The organism is Nonomuraea rubra (assembly GCF_014207985.1).
GTDB classification, from domain to species: domain Bacteria; phylum Actinomycetota; class Actinomycetes; order Streptosporangiales; family Streptosporangiaceae; genus Nonomuraea; species Nonomuraea rubra.
Window position 1 is genome coordinate 10,999,459 of the sequence record NZ_JACHMI010000001.1, and the last position, 17,421, is coordinate 11,016,879.

Sequence of the window (17,421 nt, forward strand, 5' to 3'; positions counted from 1 at the left end):
CACAACCCGCACGCCCGGGCAGGTCAGGTGGCTCAGGGGCCGTCAGCGCCCCGCGCGGTCCAGGGGGGCGGTCAGGGCCGCGACCGCCGCGACCACCTCCGAGGCGTTGGACAGATCGGGCAGCACGATATCGGCTCCCGCCTCCCGCAACTCGGACGCCATCGACCGCCCGGAAGCGACCCCGATCATCCCGGCCCCGCCGATCTTGGCCGCCTGCACGTCCCGCGTGGAGTCCCCGATCACGACCGTGTTGGCGGCCGTGAACGCCGTCCCGAGCCGCTGCTTGGCACGCGACTGCGCCACCTGCAGCAGGGTCGCCTTGGGATAGACCTCCTCGCCATACCCCCCGAGCTCGAAGTCGACGTGCTTGTCGAGCCCGAACGCCTTCAGCTTGTGCACGGCGTTGGCCCGGATGGTGCCGGTCAGCACCGTCTGCACCACCCCGTCGAGCCGGGAGACGGCCTTCAGCGCCGCCTTGGCCCCGGGCATCATCCGCCCGTCCTCGCCCAGCCGCCCGCGCCGGTCGGCGAAGGCCGTGGCGAGCGCCGAAAGGAACCGGGGCAGGTGATCGTCCTCGGCCACGACGCCGTTGACGGCGAGCGTCTCGAAGACGATCTCGGAGTCGGGCCGCCCCAGCGGGGGCACGAGCTTGACCAGCGGTCGCCCGGTCACGACGCGGAACGCCTCGGCATAGGCGTCTCTGGTCACGATGGCGACGTCGACGAGCGTCAGATCGACGTTCCACAGCACAAGGCGGTTGATGGCAGCCTCCTGAGGGGTCCCTGCAAGGGTAAGGCCGTCGCCGCCGCCGGGGCGCCGCCCTGGCGATTACAGCATGGTCAGACGTGTTCGAGCGCGTCGGACAGCCGGTCCACCACGGGCAGCCCGGTCTCCTCCAGCTCGGCCCTGGTGGTCATGCCGCCGGTGTAGAGCACCGCCCTGGCTCCCACGTGCTTGGCCGCGAGCCCGTCGTCCACGCTGTCGCCGATCACCAGGATCTCCGCGGGGTCGACCCCGATGGCCTCGATGTGCGCGGTCATGTGGGCGGCCTTCTCGCCGCCGAGGGCGCCGGTGAGGCCGTCGATCCGGGTGAAGTGCCGGGTGATGCCGAACGACTCGACCTTGGGCACCAGGTGCTCGTGCGGGGCCATGGAGCAGAGCGACTGCGTACCCGTCCAGGTCGAGAGGATGACCTCCGCACCGGCGGCCAGCTGGCACACGTCGCACAGCCGGAAGTAGTGCTCGTGGAACCCGGCGTCGAGCCGCTGCCATTCGCCCTCGTCGAGCGGGCGGCCGAGCAGGCGCTCGTAGGCCACCCAGATGGGGCGGGTGAAGACGGCGCGGAAGCCGTCCAGGGTCAGCTCGGGCAGTTCGTACGGCTTGAAGATCTCGTTGGTGGCTTGGACCACGGCGTCGGAGTCGTGGAAGAGCGTGCCGTTCCAATCCCAGATGATGTGCTTTGTCATGTCACGCCTAGCCTAGATGGACGGTGTGACATTCGGATGAACCGGGGGCTGCGACCGCGCGGCCGCAGCCCCTCGCCGCCGCAGCTAGCGGCAGGCCTTGCCCGTGGTGCCCTGGGCGTTCTGGCCGCCGTTGCCGCCGTTCCACTGGATGCTGACGCTGCCCCAGGCGCACATGTCCTTGGCCCAGAGCATGTCGCCCCAGTGGCGGCCGCCGTTGCCGGCCCTGAAGCTGAACCGGTTGTGCCGGCCGTCCGCGGTGTAGATGTTGATGGTGCCTCGCGCGGAGGAGGCGGTCTTGATCTCGGTCCAGTTGGTCTGGCACCGGCCCGACCACATGAGCTTGATGGTTCCGAGCTCTCCGTGGACCCGGCTCTTGATCTTGGCGGTCTTCACGACCCTGGCCGAGTTGCCGCAGCCCGACCGGTAGGGGTCCTGGCCGTCGTACGGCTTGAGCGCGGCCTGGGCCTGCGCAGGCGATCCGGCCAGGAGAGTCACCGCACCTACAGCGATCGCTGCGACTCGACGCATCACGTGGAACCGACTCCTTCTGTCAGACGACTCGTGCTGGATGGTGACCCTAGCGAGATCGACTCCGCATGGTCGGGGAAGCGCGCCCGGCCGTGATCGCACCGTTATGGGCGCAGCAGCTCGGGGATCTCCTGGGTCGCGTACCACATGAGCTCGTGCGCCTCGGCGCCGTCCACGGTGAACCGCGCGTCGTCGTCGCCCTCGTCGGAGGCCGGCAGGGCGGCGACGGCGGCCTCGATGTCGGGAACCGCGTACTCGTCGTCGATGTGCACCGCGGCCACCTTGGCCAGCGGGATCGGCTCGGCGAGGCGTACCCGGGCGCGTTCCTCCAGGTCGACGCCGACCGTCGCGGAGCGCTCCGGCACCTCGGCGGCGACCACCACGCGGCGGGGTGCGGCAGGAACGCCGTCGGCGCGGTCGGCGGCCAGCATGCGCAGCGAGGCGCGGGCCGCCTCGGTGAGCGCGACGTACTCGAGCTCCTCGGTGTCGCCCGAGGCGTACCACTCGATCAGCGCGGGCGTCACCGCGTAGCCGGTCAGCGGGGCCGGGCCCAGCTCCCCGGCCTCGACCGCCGCGGCCAGGGCCGGAAGAGTGCACGGCAGATAGACGCGCATGACGTACCTTTCCAACACTTCTGCTGTGGAAGAACCTGCCTCACCAGGCTCCGCCACCCTACTCATAGTGCCTGGTCACGACCGCATCGGCGGGCTACTTGCGCAACGTGAGCCGCAGCAGGGTCTCCAGCTCGGCGATGGTCGTGGCCGCGTCGCGGTGGTGGATCCCGGCGATGCCGAGTTCGCGGGCGGCGACGATGTTGGCCTCGATGTCGTCGATGAACACACATTGCGCGCCGTCGAGGCCGATCATGCCGAGCGCGTGCTGGTAGATGCGCGGCTCGGGCTTGCGCATGCCGACCTCGCCGGAGATCACGACCGCGTCGAAGACCTCGTCCCAGTCGTCCCGGGGGTAGGTGTTGGACCAGGAGTTGGACAGCAGGCAGGTCCTGACGCCGTTGCGGCGGACGTCGCGCAGCATGTCGTACATGGCCTCGACCCGCTCGAAGCCCGCGAACATGCGCTCCAGCAGCCCTTCGGCCACCGGCGGCACACCGTCGAGGGTCAGCAGCCGGGCGGCGAGGTCGCGCTCGAAGGCGGCTCCGTCGAGTTCGCCCCTTTCGAGCGCGTGCACGACGCTCTCCCCGTCGCCGCCCCGGTAGGCGTGGTCGATCATCTCGCGCATCACGGTGTAGTAGCGGTCGGCGTCGATCCTGTCGGCCGCGATCCACCGGGCGATGGAGTCGGAGAGGCTGGTCGTCAGCACGCCGCCCCAGTCGATGAGCACACCCGTAACCATCGTTCTAGGGTAGAGCGTCACGGTCGCGACTTTTACCGGGATCCGCCCCTTAATAACCGGATAAAACCCCTTAAAAAGGGGGCCGAAATATCCCGTTAAGGTGTCCTTCCAGCGTAAGTCGCTACCCAGAAGGGACCGCCGTGCGGACGACGATCCTGATCACCTCCCCTGAAGAGTGGACCGCTCCGGGCTCCGAACTCTTCCAATTTCCCCCCATCATCCCCGGTGGACCGGAATGGTTCACCAAACCGATCCTCATCGTCCTGTTCAGCGCGGTCCTCGCCATCGCGCTGTGCTGGGCGGCCTTCGCCAAGCCCAAGATCGTGCCAAGGGGCTGGCAGAGCATCGGCGAGTACGCCTACTCCTTCGTACGCGAGCAGATCGCCAGGCCCAGCCTCGGCAAGGACTCCGACCGATGGATGGGCCTGCTCCTGACGATCTTCCTCACCGTGCTCATCTGGAACCTGATGGGCGTCGTCCCGTTCATCCAGTTCCCCGTCGCCGCGCACGTCAACTTCGCGGCGGTGCTGGCGATCTCCGTGTACGTCCTCAAGGTGTACCTCGGCGTGCGCCATCACGGCGTCCGCGGCTACCTGCGCGACGTGGTGTACCTGGAGGGCCTGCCCGGCTGGGCGTACGCCATCTACGCCCCGCTGATCCTCGCCGAGGTCTTCCTCACCTCGCTGTTCACCCACTTCATCCGGCTGTTCGCGAACATGTTCGCGGGCCACCTCCTCGTGGCCTTCTTCAGCTCGGTGGGCTTCTACTTCCTGTTCGAGCAGCTCACACCGCTCGGCGCGGGCCTCGGCCTGCTCGGCGTGGCCATGACGATCGTGATCACCGCGTTCGAGATGTTCATCATGTTCCTGCAGGCGTTCCTGTTCGCCATGCTCGCCGCCATGTACATCGCCAGCGGCCTGCACGGCTCGCACTGACCCCGCTAGGCGCGGGCGGCCAGCTCGCGGTGCTCAGGCGAGCGCAGCACCCCGGCCGCCCGCTCCGCCGAGGCCACGGGCGCCTCGGTCAGCAGGCCCCTCTTCTGCTTGAGCGTCAGCAGCCGGGTGACCGACTGGTCGAGGCGCTCCTTGGAGATCCGGCCCGACTTCACCGCCGCCAGCACCGCGTCGTACGCCTTGGGCAGGTCGTTCGGCATGAGCAGCAGGTCGGCCCCGGCCAGCACGGCCCGCACCGCGATCTCCCCGTCGTTGTACTTCTTGCGCACCCCGGCCATGTTCAGCGCGTCGGTCGAGATCACGCCCTTGAATCCGAGCTTCTCCCTGAGCAGCCCGGTCAGGATGGGCTTGGACAGCGTCGCAGGGTCGCCCGACGAATCCAGCTTGGGGAAGACGATGTGGGCGCTCATGACCGCGTCCACCCCGGCGTCGATCGCGGCCTTGAACGGCGGCGCGTCGATGCGCTCCCACTCCGCCCGCGTGTGCTTGATCACCGGCAGCCCCGTGTGGCTGTCGACGGACGTGTCACCGTGCCCGGGGAAATGCTTGGCGGTGGCGGCGATCTTCGCCTCGCCGAACCCCTTGACCGCCGCGGCCACCATCCTGGCCACCTTCTGCGGGTCGTTGCCGAAGGCGCGGCGGCCGATGACGGGGTTGCGCGGGTTGACGTTGACGTCGGCGACGGGCGCGAAGTCGAGGTTGACGCCGAGCGCGCGCAGCTCCTCGCCGGTCGCCCTGGCCACGTCCCTGGACAGGTCCGTGTCCTTGGTGGCCCCGATCTCCGCCGCGCCGGGGAAGTCGGTCATGAGCGCGGACATCCTGGAGACCAGGCCGTTCTCCTGGTCGGTGCCGATCAGCAGCGGGACCTCCTCGGCGGCCCGCTGCATGCCGTTGGTCAGGCCGACGACCTGGCCGACGCTCTTGACGTTCTGCGGGAACAGGATCACGCCGCCCAGGTGGTACTTCGCGATCACCTTGGCCGGGGTCCGGGCGGCGTACCTGGCCTGGTTCTCGCCGGAGACGGTGTCGGCGGCGGTGCCGTACAGGACGGGCATGAAGAGCTGGCCGACCTTCTCCTCGACGCTCATCCTCGCCAGCACCCGCTGCACCGGGCTCTGCTGCGGAGCCGTGGTGCTCGGGGCCGCCGAGGTGGTCTGCGCGGGCGGGGCCGCCTTGCCCCCGGTCGGCCCCACCTCCGCCGAGCCGCCGCCACCGCCGCACGCGGTGAGCGCGATCACCAGGAGCCCTGTCGTACCGATCCGTCCAAGCATGACTCCAAAGGTATCCACCCGGCGACCCCGCCGGGTCCCGCTACAGCCCCAGCCTGTCGAGCCCCGGCAGCTGAGCACGGGCCGCCGCCTTCGCGTCGGCCGCCGAAGATCCCGTCCGCGCGGCCTCCGCCGCCGCCAGGCACTGCTCCATCGTGTGCGCGGCGAGCCCGGCGCGTACGGCGGCCAGCGCGGAGGGCGCCATCGACAACGACGAGACCCCGAGCCCGGCCAGCACGCAGGCCAGGGCCGGATCGGCGGCGGCCTCGCCGCAGATCCCGCAGGGCTTGCCGGCCCGCGCCGCCGCGCCGGCCGTGATGGCGACCAGGTCGAGCAGGGCGGGCTGCCAGGGGTCGTGCATCGCGCTCACGGCGCCGAGCTGGCGGTCGGCGGCGAAGGTGTACTGGCTCAGGTCGTTGGTGCCGATCGAGACGAAATCGACCATGGTGAGCAGGTTGCCGGCCCGCAGCGCGGCGGACGGGATCTCGATCATCACGCCGACCTCGTCCAGCCCCTTGTCGTGGCACTCCCTGGCGAACCAGGCGGCCTCCTCGGCCGTGGCCACCATCGGCGCCATCACGGCGGCGCCGCCGGCCGCCGCCACCGCGCGCAGCTGGACATCCATCACCTCGGGGAACCGCGCGAACCTGCGCAGGCCGCGCTCGCCCAGCGCCGGGTTCGGCTCGGCCGCCGAGGGCAGGAACGCCAGCGGCTTGTCCGCGCCGCCGTCGAGCGTCCGCACCACCACCTTGCCGCCGGGGAACGCCTCCAGCGCCGCCCGGTAGGCCCGTTCCTGCTCCTCGGCTGACGGAGGCTCGGGCCGGTCGAGGAAGAGGAACTCGGTCCGGTACAGGCCGATGCCCTCGGCGCCCGCGGCCACGGCGGCGTCGAGCTCGGCCGGGCCGCCCACGTTGGCCAGCAGCGGCACGGGGTGCCCGTCGGCCGTCGCGCCCGGCCCCGTCCACGACGCGAGCGCCGCCTGCCGGGCCGTGGCGGCGCCGACCGCGTCGGCCACGTCGGACTCGGCGGGCTCCACGCGCACGTCGCCGGAGGTGCCGTCCACCATGACCTGCACACCGGGCGGGATGCGCGTGGCGCCGGGACAGGCCACGACGGCGGGCACGCCCATCGACCTGGCCATGATCGCGGTATGGCTGGTCGGGCCGCCCTCCTCGGTGACGAACGCGACCACGTCGTCCCTGGACAGCAGCGCGGTGTCGGCGGGGGCGAGATCCCTGGCGACCAGCACGTACGGCTCCGCGGGCGCCACCGGCAGCCCCGGCATCGCCTGCCCGGTGAGCAACGCGATCACGCGGTCCCTGATGTCGCCCAGGTCGCCGGCCCGCTCGCCCAGGTATCCGCCGGACCCCCTGAGCACGGTCCGGTACTTCGTGAAGGCCTCGAAGACCGCCCTGGGAGCGGCCAGCCCGCGGTCGATCAGCGATCTGACCTTCACGACCAGCCCCGGGTCCTCGGCCATGAGCGCCTGGGCCTTGAGGATCTCCTCGGCCTCGCCGCCCGCCTGGTTGCCGCGGGCCTCCAGCTCGCCCGCGACCTGCGTGAGCGCGGCCATCGCGCGCTCCTTCTCCTGCTCCGCCTCACCGGTGTAGGTGGCGCCCTCGGGGGGTTCGGGCACGGAGACGGTCAGTACGTACGAGGGGCCGTGCCCGATGCCCGGGCTGACCCCCACCCCCCGGAGGTTCATGGCGTACTGGCTATCTTCGCCAGCTCGTCGAGCACCTCGTCGGAGCCCTCGCCCTCCGCGCTGATCACGACGGACTCGCCCTGCCGGACGTCGAGCGCCATGATCGCGAGAATGCTCTTGCCGTTGACCGGCCCACCGCCGTGGGACTTCGTCACCGTGATGTCCATCGGGGCCAGCTTGGCCCGCTGGACGAACGTCGCCGCGGGACGGGCGTGCAGCCCTACCTCCGCCGCCACGGTGACCTTACGCTCACCCATCTTGCTGCTCCTCCTTCTAGCCGCCGGTCCAGACCGGCCGGACCTTCTCTGTCATCGCGGTAAACACGGACAACCCGCTTATTGTGCCGGGTGCGGCCGGCCTCCGGCGAACGGCCTCTACCCCCAGCTGAAGAGCTCGTCCCCGACGTGCACCGTCCCCTCCGCTACCCCGGTGAGCTCCTCGGAAAGCGCGTCCAGCGCGACGACCGGGCAGACCGGCGAGCGACCGCCCGCCTCGATGGCCGACGGGTCCCAGGCCACCACCGGCTGCCCGGCGCTCACCCTGTCGCCCTCCGCGGCCAGGAGCTGGAACCCCGCCCCCTTGAGCTGGACCGTGTCGATCCCCAGGTGCACCAGCACGCCCTTGCCGTCGTCGCCCACGATGACGTACGCGTGCGGGTGCAGTTTCATTATCTTTCCCGCTATGGGGGCCACGGCCTTGCCTGGCCCCCGCAGCGGGTCGATCGCCGTTCCCGGCCCGACCATGCCCGCGGAGAACACCGGATCGGGCACGGCCGCCAGCCCCACAGCCGTCCCCTCCATCGGGGCGAGAACAGTCGTCATGGTCTCGCCCTCAGCCGATGACATCCTCGATGTCGCTGGCGATCGTGTCCGCCTCCGGCCCGACGACGACCTGCACCACGTTGCCCGCGGCCATCACGCCGTGCGCGCCCGCCGCCCTGAGTGCCGGCTGGTCGACCTTCGAGGCGTCGCGCACCTCCGTACGCAGGCGGGTGATGCAGGGCTCGATGTCGATGATGTTGTCGGCGCCGCCCAGCGCGGCGATGATCGCGTTCACGTCCGCCGCCATCCGGTCCTCCCTAGGATTAGCACTCTGACCAGGCTAGATCAGTCGGTCTGGGTGACCTTGTTCAGGCCCCGCGGCGCGTCGGGGTCGATGCCGAGCCTGCGGGCCAGTGCCTCGGTGAGGAGCTGGCCGGGGATGATCAGGCCCATGGGGGCCAGCCACTCGGGCAGGTCGGGGCCGTTCAGCGCGGCCGTTCCCGCCTGGGCCAGCGCGCCTCCCCCGCCGATCGTGTACGCCGCCGCGCCCGCCTCCACGACCCGCTCGGCCAGCGCGATCGTGCCCTGCAGGGTCGGGCTGTGCTCGGCGGCCACCAGCAGCGCCGGCGTGTCGGCGTCCACCACGGCGATGGGGCCGTGCAGCAGGTCGGCGTACGACAGGCCCATGGCGTGCAGGTAGCAGGCCTCCTTGAGCTTCAGCGCGGTCTCCAGCGCCGTCGAGAACGCCAGCCCGCGCCCGGACACGACCACGCCCTGCTTGTCGGCCAGCCCCTCGACCACGGCCTCGATGTCGCCGGGCTCCGCGATCAGCTTCTCCACGGCCTCGGGCACCCGCCGCAGCTCGTCCACCGCGACGTCCGCGCCCAGCCCGATGGCGAGCACGGCCAGCGCGGCGAGCTGCGTCGTGTACGTCTTCGTCGCGGGCACGGCCTTCTCCTCGCCCGCCACCGTGCACAGGGCGACGTCGGCCGCCTGCGCGAGCGGGCTGGCCTCGCCGCCGTTCGTGACGCCGACGGTACGCGCCCCGCAGTCCTTCGCCCAGGCCAGGGTCTCGACGATCTCCTCGGTCCGCCCGGACTGCGAGATGGCCACGGCCAGCACGCCGTCGAGGTCGAGCTTGCGCTTGTACGTGGTCGCGATCGACGGGGCGGCCAGCGCGGACAGGCGGCCGGCGTGCGATTCGACCAGGTAGCGCCCGTACACTGCTGCGTTGTCGGAGGTGCCGCGCGCGATGAACAGCAGTTGGCGGGTCTGCTCGCCCATGGCCCTGATCTCGTCGATCTTGGGGAGCAGGGAGTCGAGCGTGGCCCGCAGCGCGGTCGGCTGCTCGGCGATCTCGCTGCGCATCTTCGTGGTCATCTTCGGCTCATCCCTCGGGTCATTGCGGTTCACACTTGACCGTCTTTCGCGACATGTGGTCTAGTCCGGACTAGACCAGTACGAACCATAGCCCATTGCCCAGGTAGAGACGAGGGGAGGATCCGTGGCGCACATCGATCCGGACAGCCCGGTGCCCAAGTACTTCCAGCTTCGCGAGATCCTGCTGGACCTCATCGACAGCGACGAGCTGAGCATCGGGGCGGCCATCCCGTCCGAGCGCGAGCTCTGCCAGCGCTTCGGCCTGTCCAGGATGACCGTGCGGCAGGCCGTGGACCACCTCGTGTCCGAGGGCCGCCTGCACCGCGTGCCCGGCAAGGGCACATTCGTGGCCCGGCCGAAGATCGAGCTGGCGCTGCAGCTCACGTCGTTCACCGACGACATGCGGGCGCGGGGCATGATCCCCGGCTCGCGCGACCTGGACCGCCGCGTCGTGCGGGCCAGCGCGCACCTGGCCAAGGAGCTGGGCATCCAGCCGGGCGAGGAGGTGCACTTCATCGAGCGCCTGCGTACGGCCGACGGCGAGCCGCTGTCCATCGAACGGGCCCACATCCCGGTCAAGCTCGCCCCCGACCTGGCCGACCACGACTTGTCCGACAAATCGCTGTATGAGCTGCTGGAGCGGCGCTACGGGCTCGTCATGGACGCCGGAGAGCTCACCATCGACGGCGGCATCGCGGACCCCAGCGACGCCGACCTGCTGAAGCTGCCCCGCGGCGGAGCCGTCCTGCTGCTGCAGCGCCGGTCGTTCTCCGGCGGGGTCTGCGCGGAGCTGGGCGTGTCCACCTACCGCGCCGACCGCTACCAGCTCCGCACCATCCTCGAAATGCCCGCCAGGCGCGGCTGAGCCCGCGTCCCGACACCTGCCGACGCCCCAGGCGCGACTCTTGAGCCGCGTCCCGACGCCCACTGACGCCCCCATGCGCGGCTCTTGAGCCGCGTCCCGATCTCCGCCAGACTCGGCCGACGAGCCGCCGCGTCCGGCGCCTCAAACTCCTGGCATGTCCACGCCTTGGAGGAACGCCGGTGAACGAGACGTGAACGATACCTCCGCCGCCCGGCCCTCGCCGTTCGCTCGCGTGATGACCGTGCTCCAGCGGCTGGGCCGCTCCCTCATGCTGCCCATCGCCGCCCTGCCCGCCGCCGCCCTGCTGCAGCGCTTCGGCCAGCCCGACATGCTCGGCTCCAACGGCGCCGAGCCGGGCGGCCTGGCCGACGTCGCCGGGATGGCCTGGATGAACGACGTCGCCCACGTGCTGGCCGCCGCCGGGGCGGCCCTGTTCGACAACCTGCCGCTGCTGTTCGCCGTCGGGGTCGCGATCGGCTTCGCCCGCAAGTCCGACGGCTCCACCGCGCTGGCCGCCGTGGTCGGCTACCTGGTCTTCGACCGGGTGACCAAGGCCATGTTCTTCGAATCGGACATCAGGGACACCGTAGCCGTCAAGGTGGCCGAGCCCGAGGGCATCAAGGAGATCGTCGACAACGGCATCCAGAACCCCACCAGCGTGCTCGGCGGCATCGTCATCGGCCTGGTCGCCGCGCTCCTGTGGCAGCGCTTCCACCGCATCAAGCTGCCGTCCTGGCTGGCCTTCTTCGGCGGCCGGCGCTTCGTGCCCATCATCACCTCCATCGTGGCCCTGCTCATGGGCGTGGCCTTCGGCTGGTTGTGGCCGGTGATCGGCGAGTGGATCCGGCACGCCGGCGAGGCGCTGGCCGCCATCGGCCCGATCGGCACCGGCATCTACGGCCTGGTCAACCGCCTGCTCATCCCCCTCGGCCTGCACCACTTCGTCAACTCCGTGGTCTGGTACGTGGTGCCGCAGTGCGAGGTCGGCGGCCAGGTGCTGGGCGGCGACTGGAACTGCTACTTCGGCGGCGCGCCGCACTCCGGCCAGTTCATGGCCGGTTTCTTCCCCGTCATGATGTTCGCGCTGCCCGCCGCCGCCCTGGCCATGTGGCGCGCGGCCCCGGCCCACCGGCGGGCCACCGTGGGCGGCATCATGCTCTCGGCGGCGCTGGCCTCGTTCGTCACGGGCATCACCGAGCCGATCGAGTTCGCCTTCATCTTCGTCGCGCCGCTGCTGCTGGTCGTGCACGCCATTCTGACGGGCCTGGCGATGGCGCTGACCACGCTGATCGGCGGCCAGCTCGGCTTCGGCTTCTCCGCCGGCCTGCTCGACCTGCTGCTGAACGCCAGCAAGTCCAACACCGAGAACCTGCCCGGCATCCTGATCCTGGGCCTGATCTACGGCCTGGTCTACTACGCCGTGTTCACGTTCCTGATTCGCAGGCTCAACATCATGACGCCCGGCCGCGAACCCGAACCCGACCTCGACTCGGGCGAGACCGAGCCCGTTCGGGGAGATCCACCACGGGGTAGGTAACCGGCCGGACCCCCACGCCGACGCTCACGTGGGGGTGACCGTGCAGGACCGGGCCGCGCCGCCGTCCCCGCTGTCGTCGGCCTTCTCCGTGCTGCAGCGCATCGGCCGCTCCCTCATGATGCCCATCGCGGTGCTCCCCGCCGCCGGGCTGCTCTACCGCTTCGGCCAGGACGACCTGCTCGGCGCGGACGGCCTGGGCGGCGCGCTCCCCTGGCTGCTGCCGGTGGCCACGGTCATGGCGGCGGCGGGCGCCGCGCTGTTCGACAACCTGCCGCTGCTGTTCGCCGTGGGCGTGGCGATCGGCTTCGCCCGCAAGTCCGACGGCTCCACCGCGCTGGCGGCCCTGGTCGGCTACCTCGTCTTCGACCACGTGACCAAGACCCTCTTCTTCGACGCCGGGCACGGCGCCGTCCACGACAAGGTCTCGGTGCTCCTCCAGAACGGCGTTCCCGCGCTCGACCTGGGCGCCCCGAACCCCACCGGCGTCCTCGGCGGCATCCTCATCGGCCTCACGGCCGCCCTGCTCTGGCAACGCTTCCACCGCGCCAAGCTGCCGTCCTGGCTGGCCTTCTTCGGCGGGCGCCGCTCGGTGCCCATCGTCACCGCCGTGGCCGCCCTGCTGCTGGGCGTGCTGTTCGGCCTCCTGTGGCGCCCGGTCGGCGACTGGCTGGCGCAGGCGGGCGACTGGCTCTCCGCCCACGGCACGGCGGGCACCGGCCTCTACGGCGTGGCCAACCGCCTGCTCATCCCCCTCGGCCTGCACCACGTGCTCAACACCATCGTCTGGTTCACCGTCCCCGAGTGCCACGCGGGCGTGAACGGCGCCACCCGGGACGCCTCCGGCGACCTGAACTGCTACTTCGCCGGGGAGCAGGGCGCGGGGATCTTCATGACCGGCTTCTTCCCCGTGATGATGTTCGGCCTGCTCGGGGCCGCGCTGGCGATGTGGCGCGCCGCGCCGCCCGAGCGCAGGCGGCCGGTCGGCGGCATCATGCTGTCGGCCGGGCTGACGGCCTTCATCACGGGCATCACCGAGCCCCTGGAGTTCGCCTTCATCTTCGTCGCCCCCGTCCTCTTCGCCGCCCACGCCCTCCTGACCGGCCTGTCCATGGCCCTGATGGCCGAGCTCGGTGCCCGCCTGGGCTTCACGTTCTCCGGCGGTGCCATCGACCTGCTGCTGAACGCCAGCAAGTCCAACACGCACGGCCTCGGCCTGATCATCGGGTTCGGCCTGGCATACCTGCTGATCTACTACGCCCTGTTCACCCTGCTGATCCGCTGGCTCGACCTGCCCACCCCCGGCCGCGAGCCCTAAACCCGCCACTCACCCATCCCAAAAGGCGCGAGCGCTCCAGCTTCCCCAAAAGTTTCCCCGCATAAATGGACGAACGTCCGCCGCACGAGCACAAGTTGGCGCTTTCTGTATTCCTGAGCCGGGCCGAAAACTCCTTATATCGACTTTCCTTCATGCAGAGAATCGGAGCACCCCATGCCTCAGGACATCGACGGCGCGCTGGCCCTGACGACCCCCATGATCTGGGGCCCGCCCGGCGCCCAACCGGACGAGCGCAAGCTGCGCCACCTGACCCAGGCCCTGGCGGAGGTGCTGGCCGGCCGCCGCCCGCCGCAGGCCCTGGCCGACCGGCTCACCGAACGGGCCTACCGTGACCTGGTACGGGCGGGCCGGATGATCCACGCCGACCGCCCGCCGTTCACCGGCAGCGTCCACATGAAGCAACCCCGCGACGGCGCCATGGAAATGTGCGCGCTCGTCCATTGCGGCGACCGCAACCACGTTCTCGCCCTGCGCCTGGAACGGCACGGCAACCAGTGGCTCTGCACCGAATTCGAAACGGCCTAGGCATGGAAGCCCGCCGAGTTCGAAACGGCCTAAGCGTGGGAACCCGCCGAGTTCGAAGCGGCCTAGGCGTGGGAACCCGCCGGAAAAGGGCGGACCCCCACCTCGCAGGAAGTGGGGGCCCGGAAAAGACGGGTCAGGCGGCGTTCTTCGGGTCGCCGTGGCAGCGCTTGTACTTCTTGCCCGACCCGCACGGGCAGGGCGCGTTACGCTCCACGTTGCCGTACGCCGCCCGCTCGGCCTGAGTCGTGCGGACGCGGACGTGCTCGACGTCGCCCTGCTCGCCGGGAGCGGAGTACTCCAGCTCGGCCGGCCGCTCGGGGCCGCGCAGCCCGCGCGCGATGATCGAGCGGGTCTCCGCGATGGCCGCGTCCTCCTCCTCGACGATCGGGTTCTCCTGCACCTCGACCTCGAGGTTGAACAGGAAGCCGACGGAGTCCTCCTTGATGCCCTCCAGCATCGCGGCGAACATCTCGAAGCCCTCGCGGGCGTACTCGATCTTGGGGTCCTTCTGCGCGTAGGCCCGCATGCCGATGCCCTCGCGCAGGTAGTCCATCTCGTAGAGGTGCTCGCGCCACTTGCGGTCGAGCACCGAGAGGATCACGCGGCGCTCCAGGTCGCGCATGGTCTCCGGGCCGAACTCCTCCTCGCGCCGGTCGTAGGCGGCCAGCGCGTCGGCCTTGACCTTCTCGCCGATGAGCTCGGCGGTCAGCTCCTCGCGGCCGCCGGCCTCCTCGACGAGGTCCTCGGCCCTGACGGAGACCGGGAAGAGCTCCCCGAACGCCTTCCACAGCTTGTCGAGGTCCCACTCCTCGGCGAAGCCCTCGGCCGTGGCGCCCGCGACGTAGCCGTCGATCACCTCGCCGATGAAGCCGCGCACCTGCTCGTGCAGGTCGGCGCCCTCCAGCACGCGGTGGCGCTCGGCGTAGATGACCTTGCGCTGGCGGTCCATCACCTCGTCGTACTTCAGAACTTCCTTGCGGATCTCGAAGTTCTGCTGCTCGACCTGGTGCTGGGCGGAGGCGATGGCCTTGGAGACGATGCCGGACTCGATCGGCTGGTCGTCGGGGATCTGCAGCCTGGTCATGATCATCTCGACCCTGGCCGAGTTGAACAGGCGCATCAGGTCGTCGCCGAGCGACAGGTAGAAGCGCGACTCGCCGGGGTCGCCCTGACGGCCGGAACGGCCGCGCAGCTGGTTGTCGATGCGGCGCGACTCGTGCCGCTCGGTGCCCAGGACGTACAGGCCGCCCAGCTCGGTGACGAGGTCGTGCTCGGCCTTGACCGCCGCCCTGGCCTTCTCCAGCGCCTCGGGGTAGGCCTTCTCGTACTCCTCCGGCGTCTCGACCGGGTCGAGCCCGCGCTGGCGCAGCTCCAGGTCGGCGCGGAACTCGGAGTTGCCGCCGAGCATGATGTCGGTGCCTCGACCGGCCATGTTGGTGGCGACGGTGACGGCGCCCTTGCGGCCCGCCTCGGCGATGATCGACGCCTCACGCGCGTGGTTCTTCGCGTTGAGCACCTCGTGCGGCACGCCGCGCCGCTTGAGCGCCTTCGACAGCCGCTCGGACTTCTCCACCGAGGTGGTGCCGACGAGCACCGGCTGGCCGGCCTCGTAGCGCTCCTTGATGTCCTGCACCACCGCGTCGAACTTGGCGTCCTCGGTCTTGTAGACGACGTCCGGCTGGTCCTTGCGGATCATCGGGCGGTTGGTGGGGATCGGCACCACACCCAGCTTGTACGTCTGGTGGAACTCGTTGGCCTCGGTGGCGGCCGTACCGGTCATGCCGGCCAGCTTCTTGTAGAGGCGGAAGTAGTTCTGCAGGGTGACCGTGGCGAGAGTCTGGTTCTCGTCCTTGATCTTCACGCCCTCTTTGGCCTCGATGGCCTGGTGCATGCCCTCGTTGTAGCGGCGGCCGTGCAGGATGCGGCCGGTGAACTCGTCGACGATCAGGACCTCGCCGTCGGCGACGATGTAGTCCTTGTCCTTCTTGAACAGCTCCTTGGCCTTGAGCGCGTTGTTCAGGAAGCCGACGAGGTGGGTGTGCTCGGGCTTGTAGAGGTTGTCGATGCCGAGCCAGTCCTCGACCTTCTCGACGCCGGCCTCCAGGATGCCGACCGTGCGCTTCTTCTCGTCGACGATGTAGTCGCCGGTGCTCTCCTCGCCCGGGTTCTTCGCCTCGACGCCCCTGCGCAGGCGGGGGACGATCTTGGCGAACTCCTGGTACCACTTGCCCGACTGCTCGCCGGGGCCGGAGATGATCAGCGGCGTGCGGGCCTCGTCGATCAGGATCGAGTCGACCTCGTCGACGATCGCGTAGAAGTGACCGCGCTGCACGCACTCCTCGAGTGACCACGCCATGTTGTCGCGCAGGTAGTCGAAGCCGAACTCGTTGTTCGTGCCGTACGTGATGTCGGCCTCGTACTGCTTGCGGCGCTCCTCGGGCTGCTGGCCGGAGATGATGCAGCCGACCTCCAGGCCGAGGAAGCGGTGGATGCGCCCCATGGTCTCGGCGTCACGCTTGGCCAGGTAGTCGTTGACCGTGATGACGTGCACGCCCTTGCCGGCGATGGCGTTGAGGTAGGACGGCAGCGTACAGGTCAGCGTCTTGCCCTCACCGGTCTTCATCTCGGAGATGTTGCCCAGGTGAAGGTTGGCACCGCCCATGATCTGCACGTCGTAGGGCCGCTGGCCGAGCACGCGGCGGGCCGCCTCGCGCACGGTCGCGAACGCCTCGGGAAGCAGATCGTCGAGGCTTTCGCCGTCTGCATGGCGCTGCTTGAACTCGTCCGTCAGCGCACGCAACTCCGCGTCGGACAGGCTCGTGAAGTCGTCCTCGATGGAGTTGACCTGGTCTGCGATCCGCTTGAGCTTGCGCAGGATCTTGCCTTCGCCGGCACGTAGGATCTTGTCGAGAATGGCTGCCACTTTATGTAAAGCTCCTCGCAGGTCTACCCCGGCGGCGCCGCCAGGAGGAGAGGCCGAGACAAACTTCCCCGTTAGCCATCGTAGGCGGTTCCGCAACCAGACACAGCCACCGTGACGACGAGGGCGCAGAACCCGTCTGGGAGAATGGGGACAAGGCAGAGGGTATGCCGGTGGAGAGCCGGCTCGCACCAATAGCGGGATATCCGGCAAAGGAAGGATTTGTCATGGTTGAGGGGAAGAAGTCGGAGCATACCGAGAATCTCGGCAGCCACGGCGGTCGCGCGTCCTCGTGGCTCGCGGTGACGGTGATGCTGGTGGGAACCGTCGTGGCCGGCTTCGGCCTGACGGCGGCGAACTGGACGCTCATCTGGATCGGTGCCGGGCTGTTCGTCGTCGGCGGCGTCCTCGCCCTCGTCTTCGACATCTTCACCGACGTCGTGATCGACGCTCCGCGCGTGGGCATGCGCGCTGAGGATCACCGCTGAACCAGTCTCCGACGGCGGGCGCCCCACCCCGGGCCGCCCGCCGTTCGCATGCCGGACCCCGATCCCGGGCCACGTAACGACCCGCCCGCACACCCACGCCAGAAGCAGGAACGAGGCGCCACCAGCCGCTCCAGCCCCGCGCGGCGCACCTCCAGCGTCGTGCGGCACACCTCCGGCGTCGTGCAGCGCACCTCCAGCGTCGTGCGGCACACCTCCGGCGTCGTGCAGCGCACCTCCAACCCCCGCGCAGCGCGCTTTCAGCCCGTGCGGCCCAGCCCGTGCGGCCCAGCCAGCCGGTGCCGCCCGGCCCGTGCGGCGCGGCCCCAGCCCGCGCCC

18 protein-coding genes are annotated in these 17,421 nt (G+C 70.2%); 6 read left to right on the forward strand and 12 right to left on the reverse strand.

Going from position 1 to position 17,421, the window contains the following annotated elements; genetic code table 11:
• Positions 1-42: 42 nt before the first annotated feature.
• The 5 genes from HD593_RS50125 to HD593_RS50145 form a co-directional block, all read right to left on the reverse strand.
• Positions 43-750, reverse strand: a complete 708-nt coding sequence (locus HD593_RS50125) for an HAD family hydrolase (RefSeq protein WP_185109938.1) — start codon at positions 748-750, stop codon at positions 43-45.
• 89 nt (positions 751-839) lie between these two features.
• Positions 840-1,466 (reverse strand): HAD family hydrolase, encoded by a 627-nt coding sequence (locus HD593_RS50130; RefSeq protein WP_185109939.1) that lies wholly within the window; start codon positions 1,464-1,466, stop codon positions 840-842.
• 84 nt (positions 1,467-1,550) lie between these two features.
• On the reverse strand, positions 1,551-1,961 hold the full coding sequence (locus tag HD593_RS50135; protein WP_221525366.1) for a DUF2690 domain-containing protein: 411 nt from the start codon (positions 1,959-1,961) through the stop codon (positions 1,551-1,553).
• 137 nt (positions 1,962-2,098) lie between these two features.
• On the reverse strand, positions 2,099-2,608 hold the full coding sequence (locus HD593_RS50140) for a DUF6912 family protein (RefSeq protein ID WP_185109941.1): 510 nt from the start codon (positions 2,606-2,608) through the stop codon (positions 2,099-2,101).
• A gap of 94 nt (positions 2,609-2,702) precedes the next feature.
• Entirely contained in the window at positions 2,703-3,347 is a 645-nt protein-coding gene (locus HD593_RS50145) for an HAD family hydrolase (RefSeq protein WP_185109942.1), read from the reverse strand.
• Between the two features lie 140 nt (positions 3,348-3,487).
• On the opposite strand from HD593_RS50145, the gene atpB reads away from it, so the two are divergent.
• A complete protein-coding gene (atpB, locus tag HD593_RS50150) occupies positions 3,488-4,282 on the forward strand; it encodes a F0F1 ATP synthase subunit A (RefSeq protein WP_185109943.1) in 795 nt (264 codons plus the stop codon).
• A gap of 5 nt (positions 4,283-4,287) precedes the next feature.
• Here atpB and nagZ read toward each other — a convergent pair whose 3' ends face one another.
• From nagZ to HD593_RS50180, 6 genes are all read right to left on the reverse strand, one after another.
• Complete coding sequence (gene nagZ / locus HD593_RS50155) at positions 4,288-5,571, reverse strand: beta-N-acetylhexosaminidase (RefSeq protein WP_185109944.1); 1,284 nt, start codon at positions 5,569-5,571, stop codon at positions 4,288-4,290.
• A 40-nt stretch (positions 5,572-5,611) separates the two neighbouring features.
• Positions 5,612-7,273: a phosphoenolpyruvate--protein phosphotransferase gene (ptsP, locus tag HD593_RS50160; RefSeq protein ID WP_185109945.1), complete on the reverse strand. Its 1,662-nt coding sequence runs from the start codon at positions 7,271-7,273 to the stop codon at positions 5,612-5,614.
• Positions 7,270-7,530: an HPr family phosphocarrier protein gene (locus HD593_RS50165; RefSeq protein ID WP_185109946.1), complete on the reverse strand. Its 261-nt coding sequence runs from the start codon at positions 7,528-7,530 to the stop codon at positions 7,270-7,272. The genes ptsP and HD593_RS50165 overlap by 4 nt, the downstream gene beginning before the upstream one ends.
• Positions 7,531-7,647: 117 nt before the next feature.
• A complete protein-coding gene (locus HD593_RS50170) occupies positions 7,648-8,094 on the reverse strand; it encodes a PTS sugar transporter subunit IIA (RefSeq protein ID WP_185109947.1) in 447 nt (148 codons plus the stop codon).
• A 10-nt stretch (positions 8,095-8,104) separates the two neighbouring features.
• The gene (locus tag HD593_RS50175) at positions 8,105-8,341 is read right to left on the reverse strand and encodes a PTS sugar transporter subunit IIB (RefSeq protein WP_185109948.1); all 237 of its coding nucleotides are present in this window, start codon (positions 8,339-8,341) and stop codon (positions 8,105-8,107) included.
• 38 nt (positions 8,342-8,379) lie between these two features.
• Positions 8,380-9,414 (reverse strand): SIS domain-containing protein, encoded by a 1,035-nt coding sequence (locus HD593_RS50180; protein WP_185109949.1) that lies wholly within the window; start codon positions 9,412-9,414, stop codon positions 8,380-8,382.
• Between the two features lie 124 nt (positions 9,415-9,538).
• Between HD593_RS50180 and HD593_RS50185 the strand changes: the two genes are divergently transcribed.
• The 4 genes from HD593_RS50185 (at position 9,539) to HD593_RS50200 (ending at position 13,677) form a co-directional block, all read left to right on the forward strand.
• On the forward strand, positions 9,539-10,279 hold the full coding sequence (locus HD593_RS50185) for a GntR family transcriptional regulator (RefSeq protein WP_185109950.1): 741 nt from the start codon (positions 9,539-9,541) through the stop codon (positions 10,277-10,279).
• Between the two features lie 190 nt (positions 10,280-10,469).
• Positions 10,470-11,816 (forward strand): PTS transporter subunit EIIC, encoded by a 1,347-nt coding sequence (locus HD593_RS50190; RefSeq protein WP_312904324.1) that lies wholly within the window; start codon positions 10,470-10,472, stop codon positions 11,814-11,816.
• 34 nt (positions 11,817-11,850) lie between these two features.
• Complete coding sequence (locus HD593_RS50195) at positions 11,851-13,131, forward strand: PTS transporter subunit EIIC (RefSeq protein WP_312904325.1); 1,281 nt, start codon at positions 11,851-11,853, stop codon at positions 13,129-13,131.
• A 174-nt stretch (positions 13,132-13,305) separates the two neighbouring features.
• Positions 13,306-13,677 (forward strand): Rv3235 family protein, encoded by a 372-nt coding sequence (locus tag HD593_RS50200; protein ID WP_185109952.1) that lies wholly within the window; start codon positions 13,306-13,308, stop codon positions 13,675-13,677.
• 133 nt (positions 13,678-13,810) lie between these two features.
• On the opposite strand, the gene secA is transcribed toward HD593_RS50200, so the two are convergent.
• Complete coding sequence (gene secA, locus HD593_RS50205; RefSeq protein WP_185109953.1) at positions 13,811-16,600, reverse strand: preprotein translocase subunit SecA; 2,790 nt, start codon at positions 16,598-16,600, stop codon at positions 13,811-13,813.
• 164 nt (positions 16,601-16,764) lie between these two features.
• On the opposite strand from secA, the gene HD593_RS50210 reads away from it, so the two are divergent.
• A complete protein-coding gene (locus HD593_RS50210) occupies positions 16,765-17,085 on the forward strand; it encodes an HGxxPAAW family protein (protein ID WP_246547167.1) in 321 nt (106 codons plus the stop codon).
• Positions 17,086-17,421 lie beyond the last annotated feature (336 nt).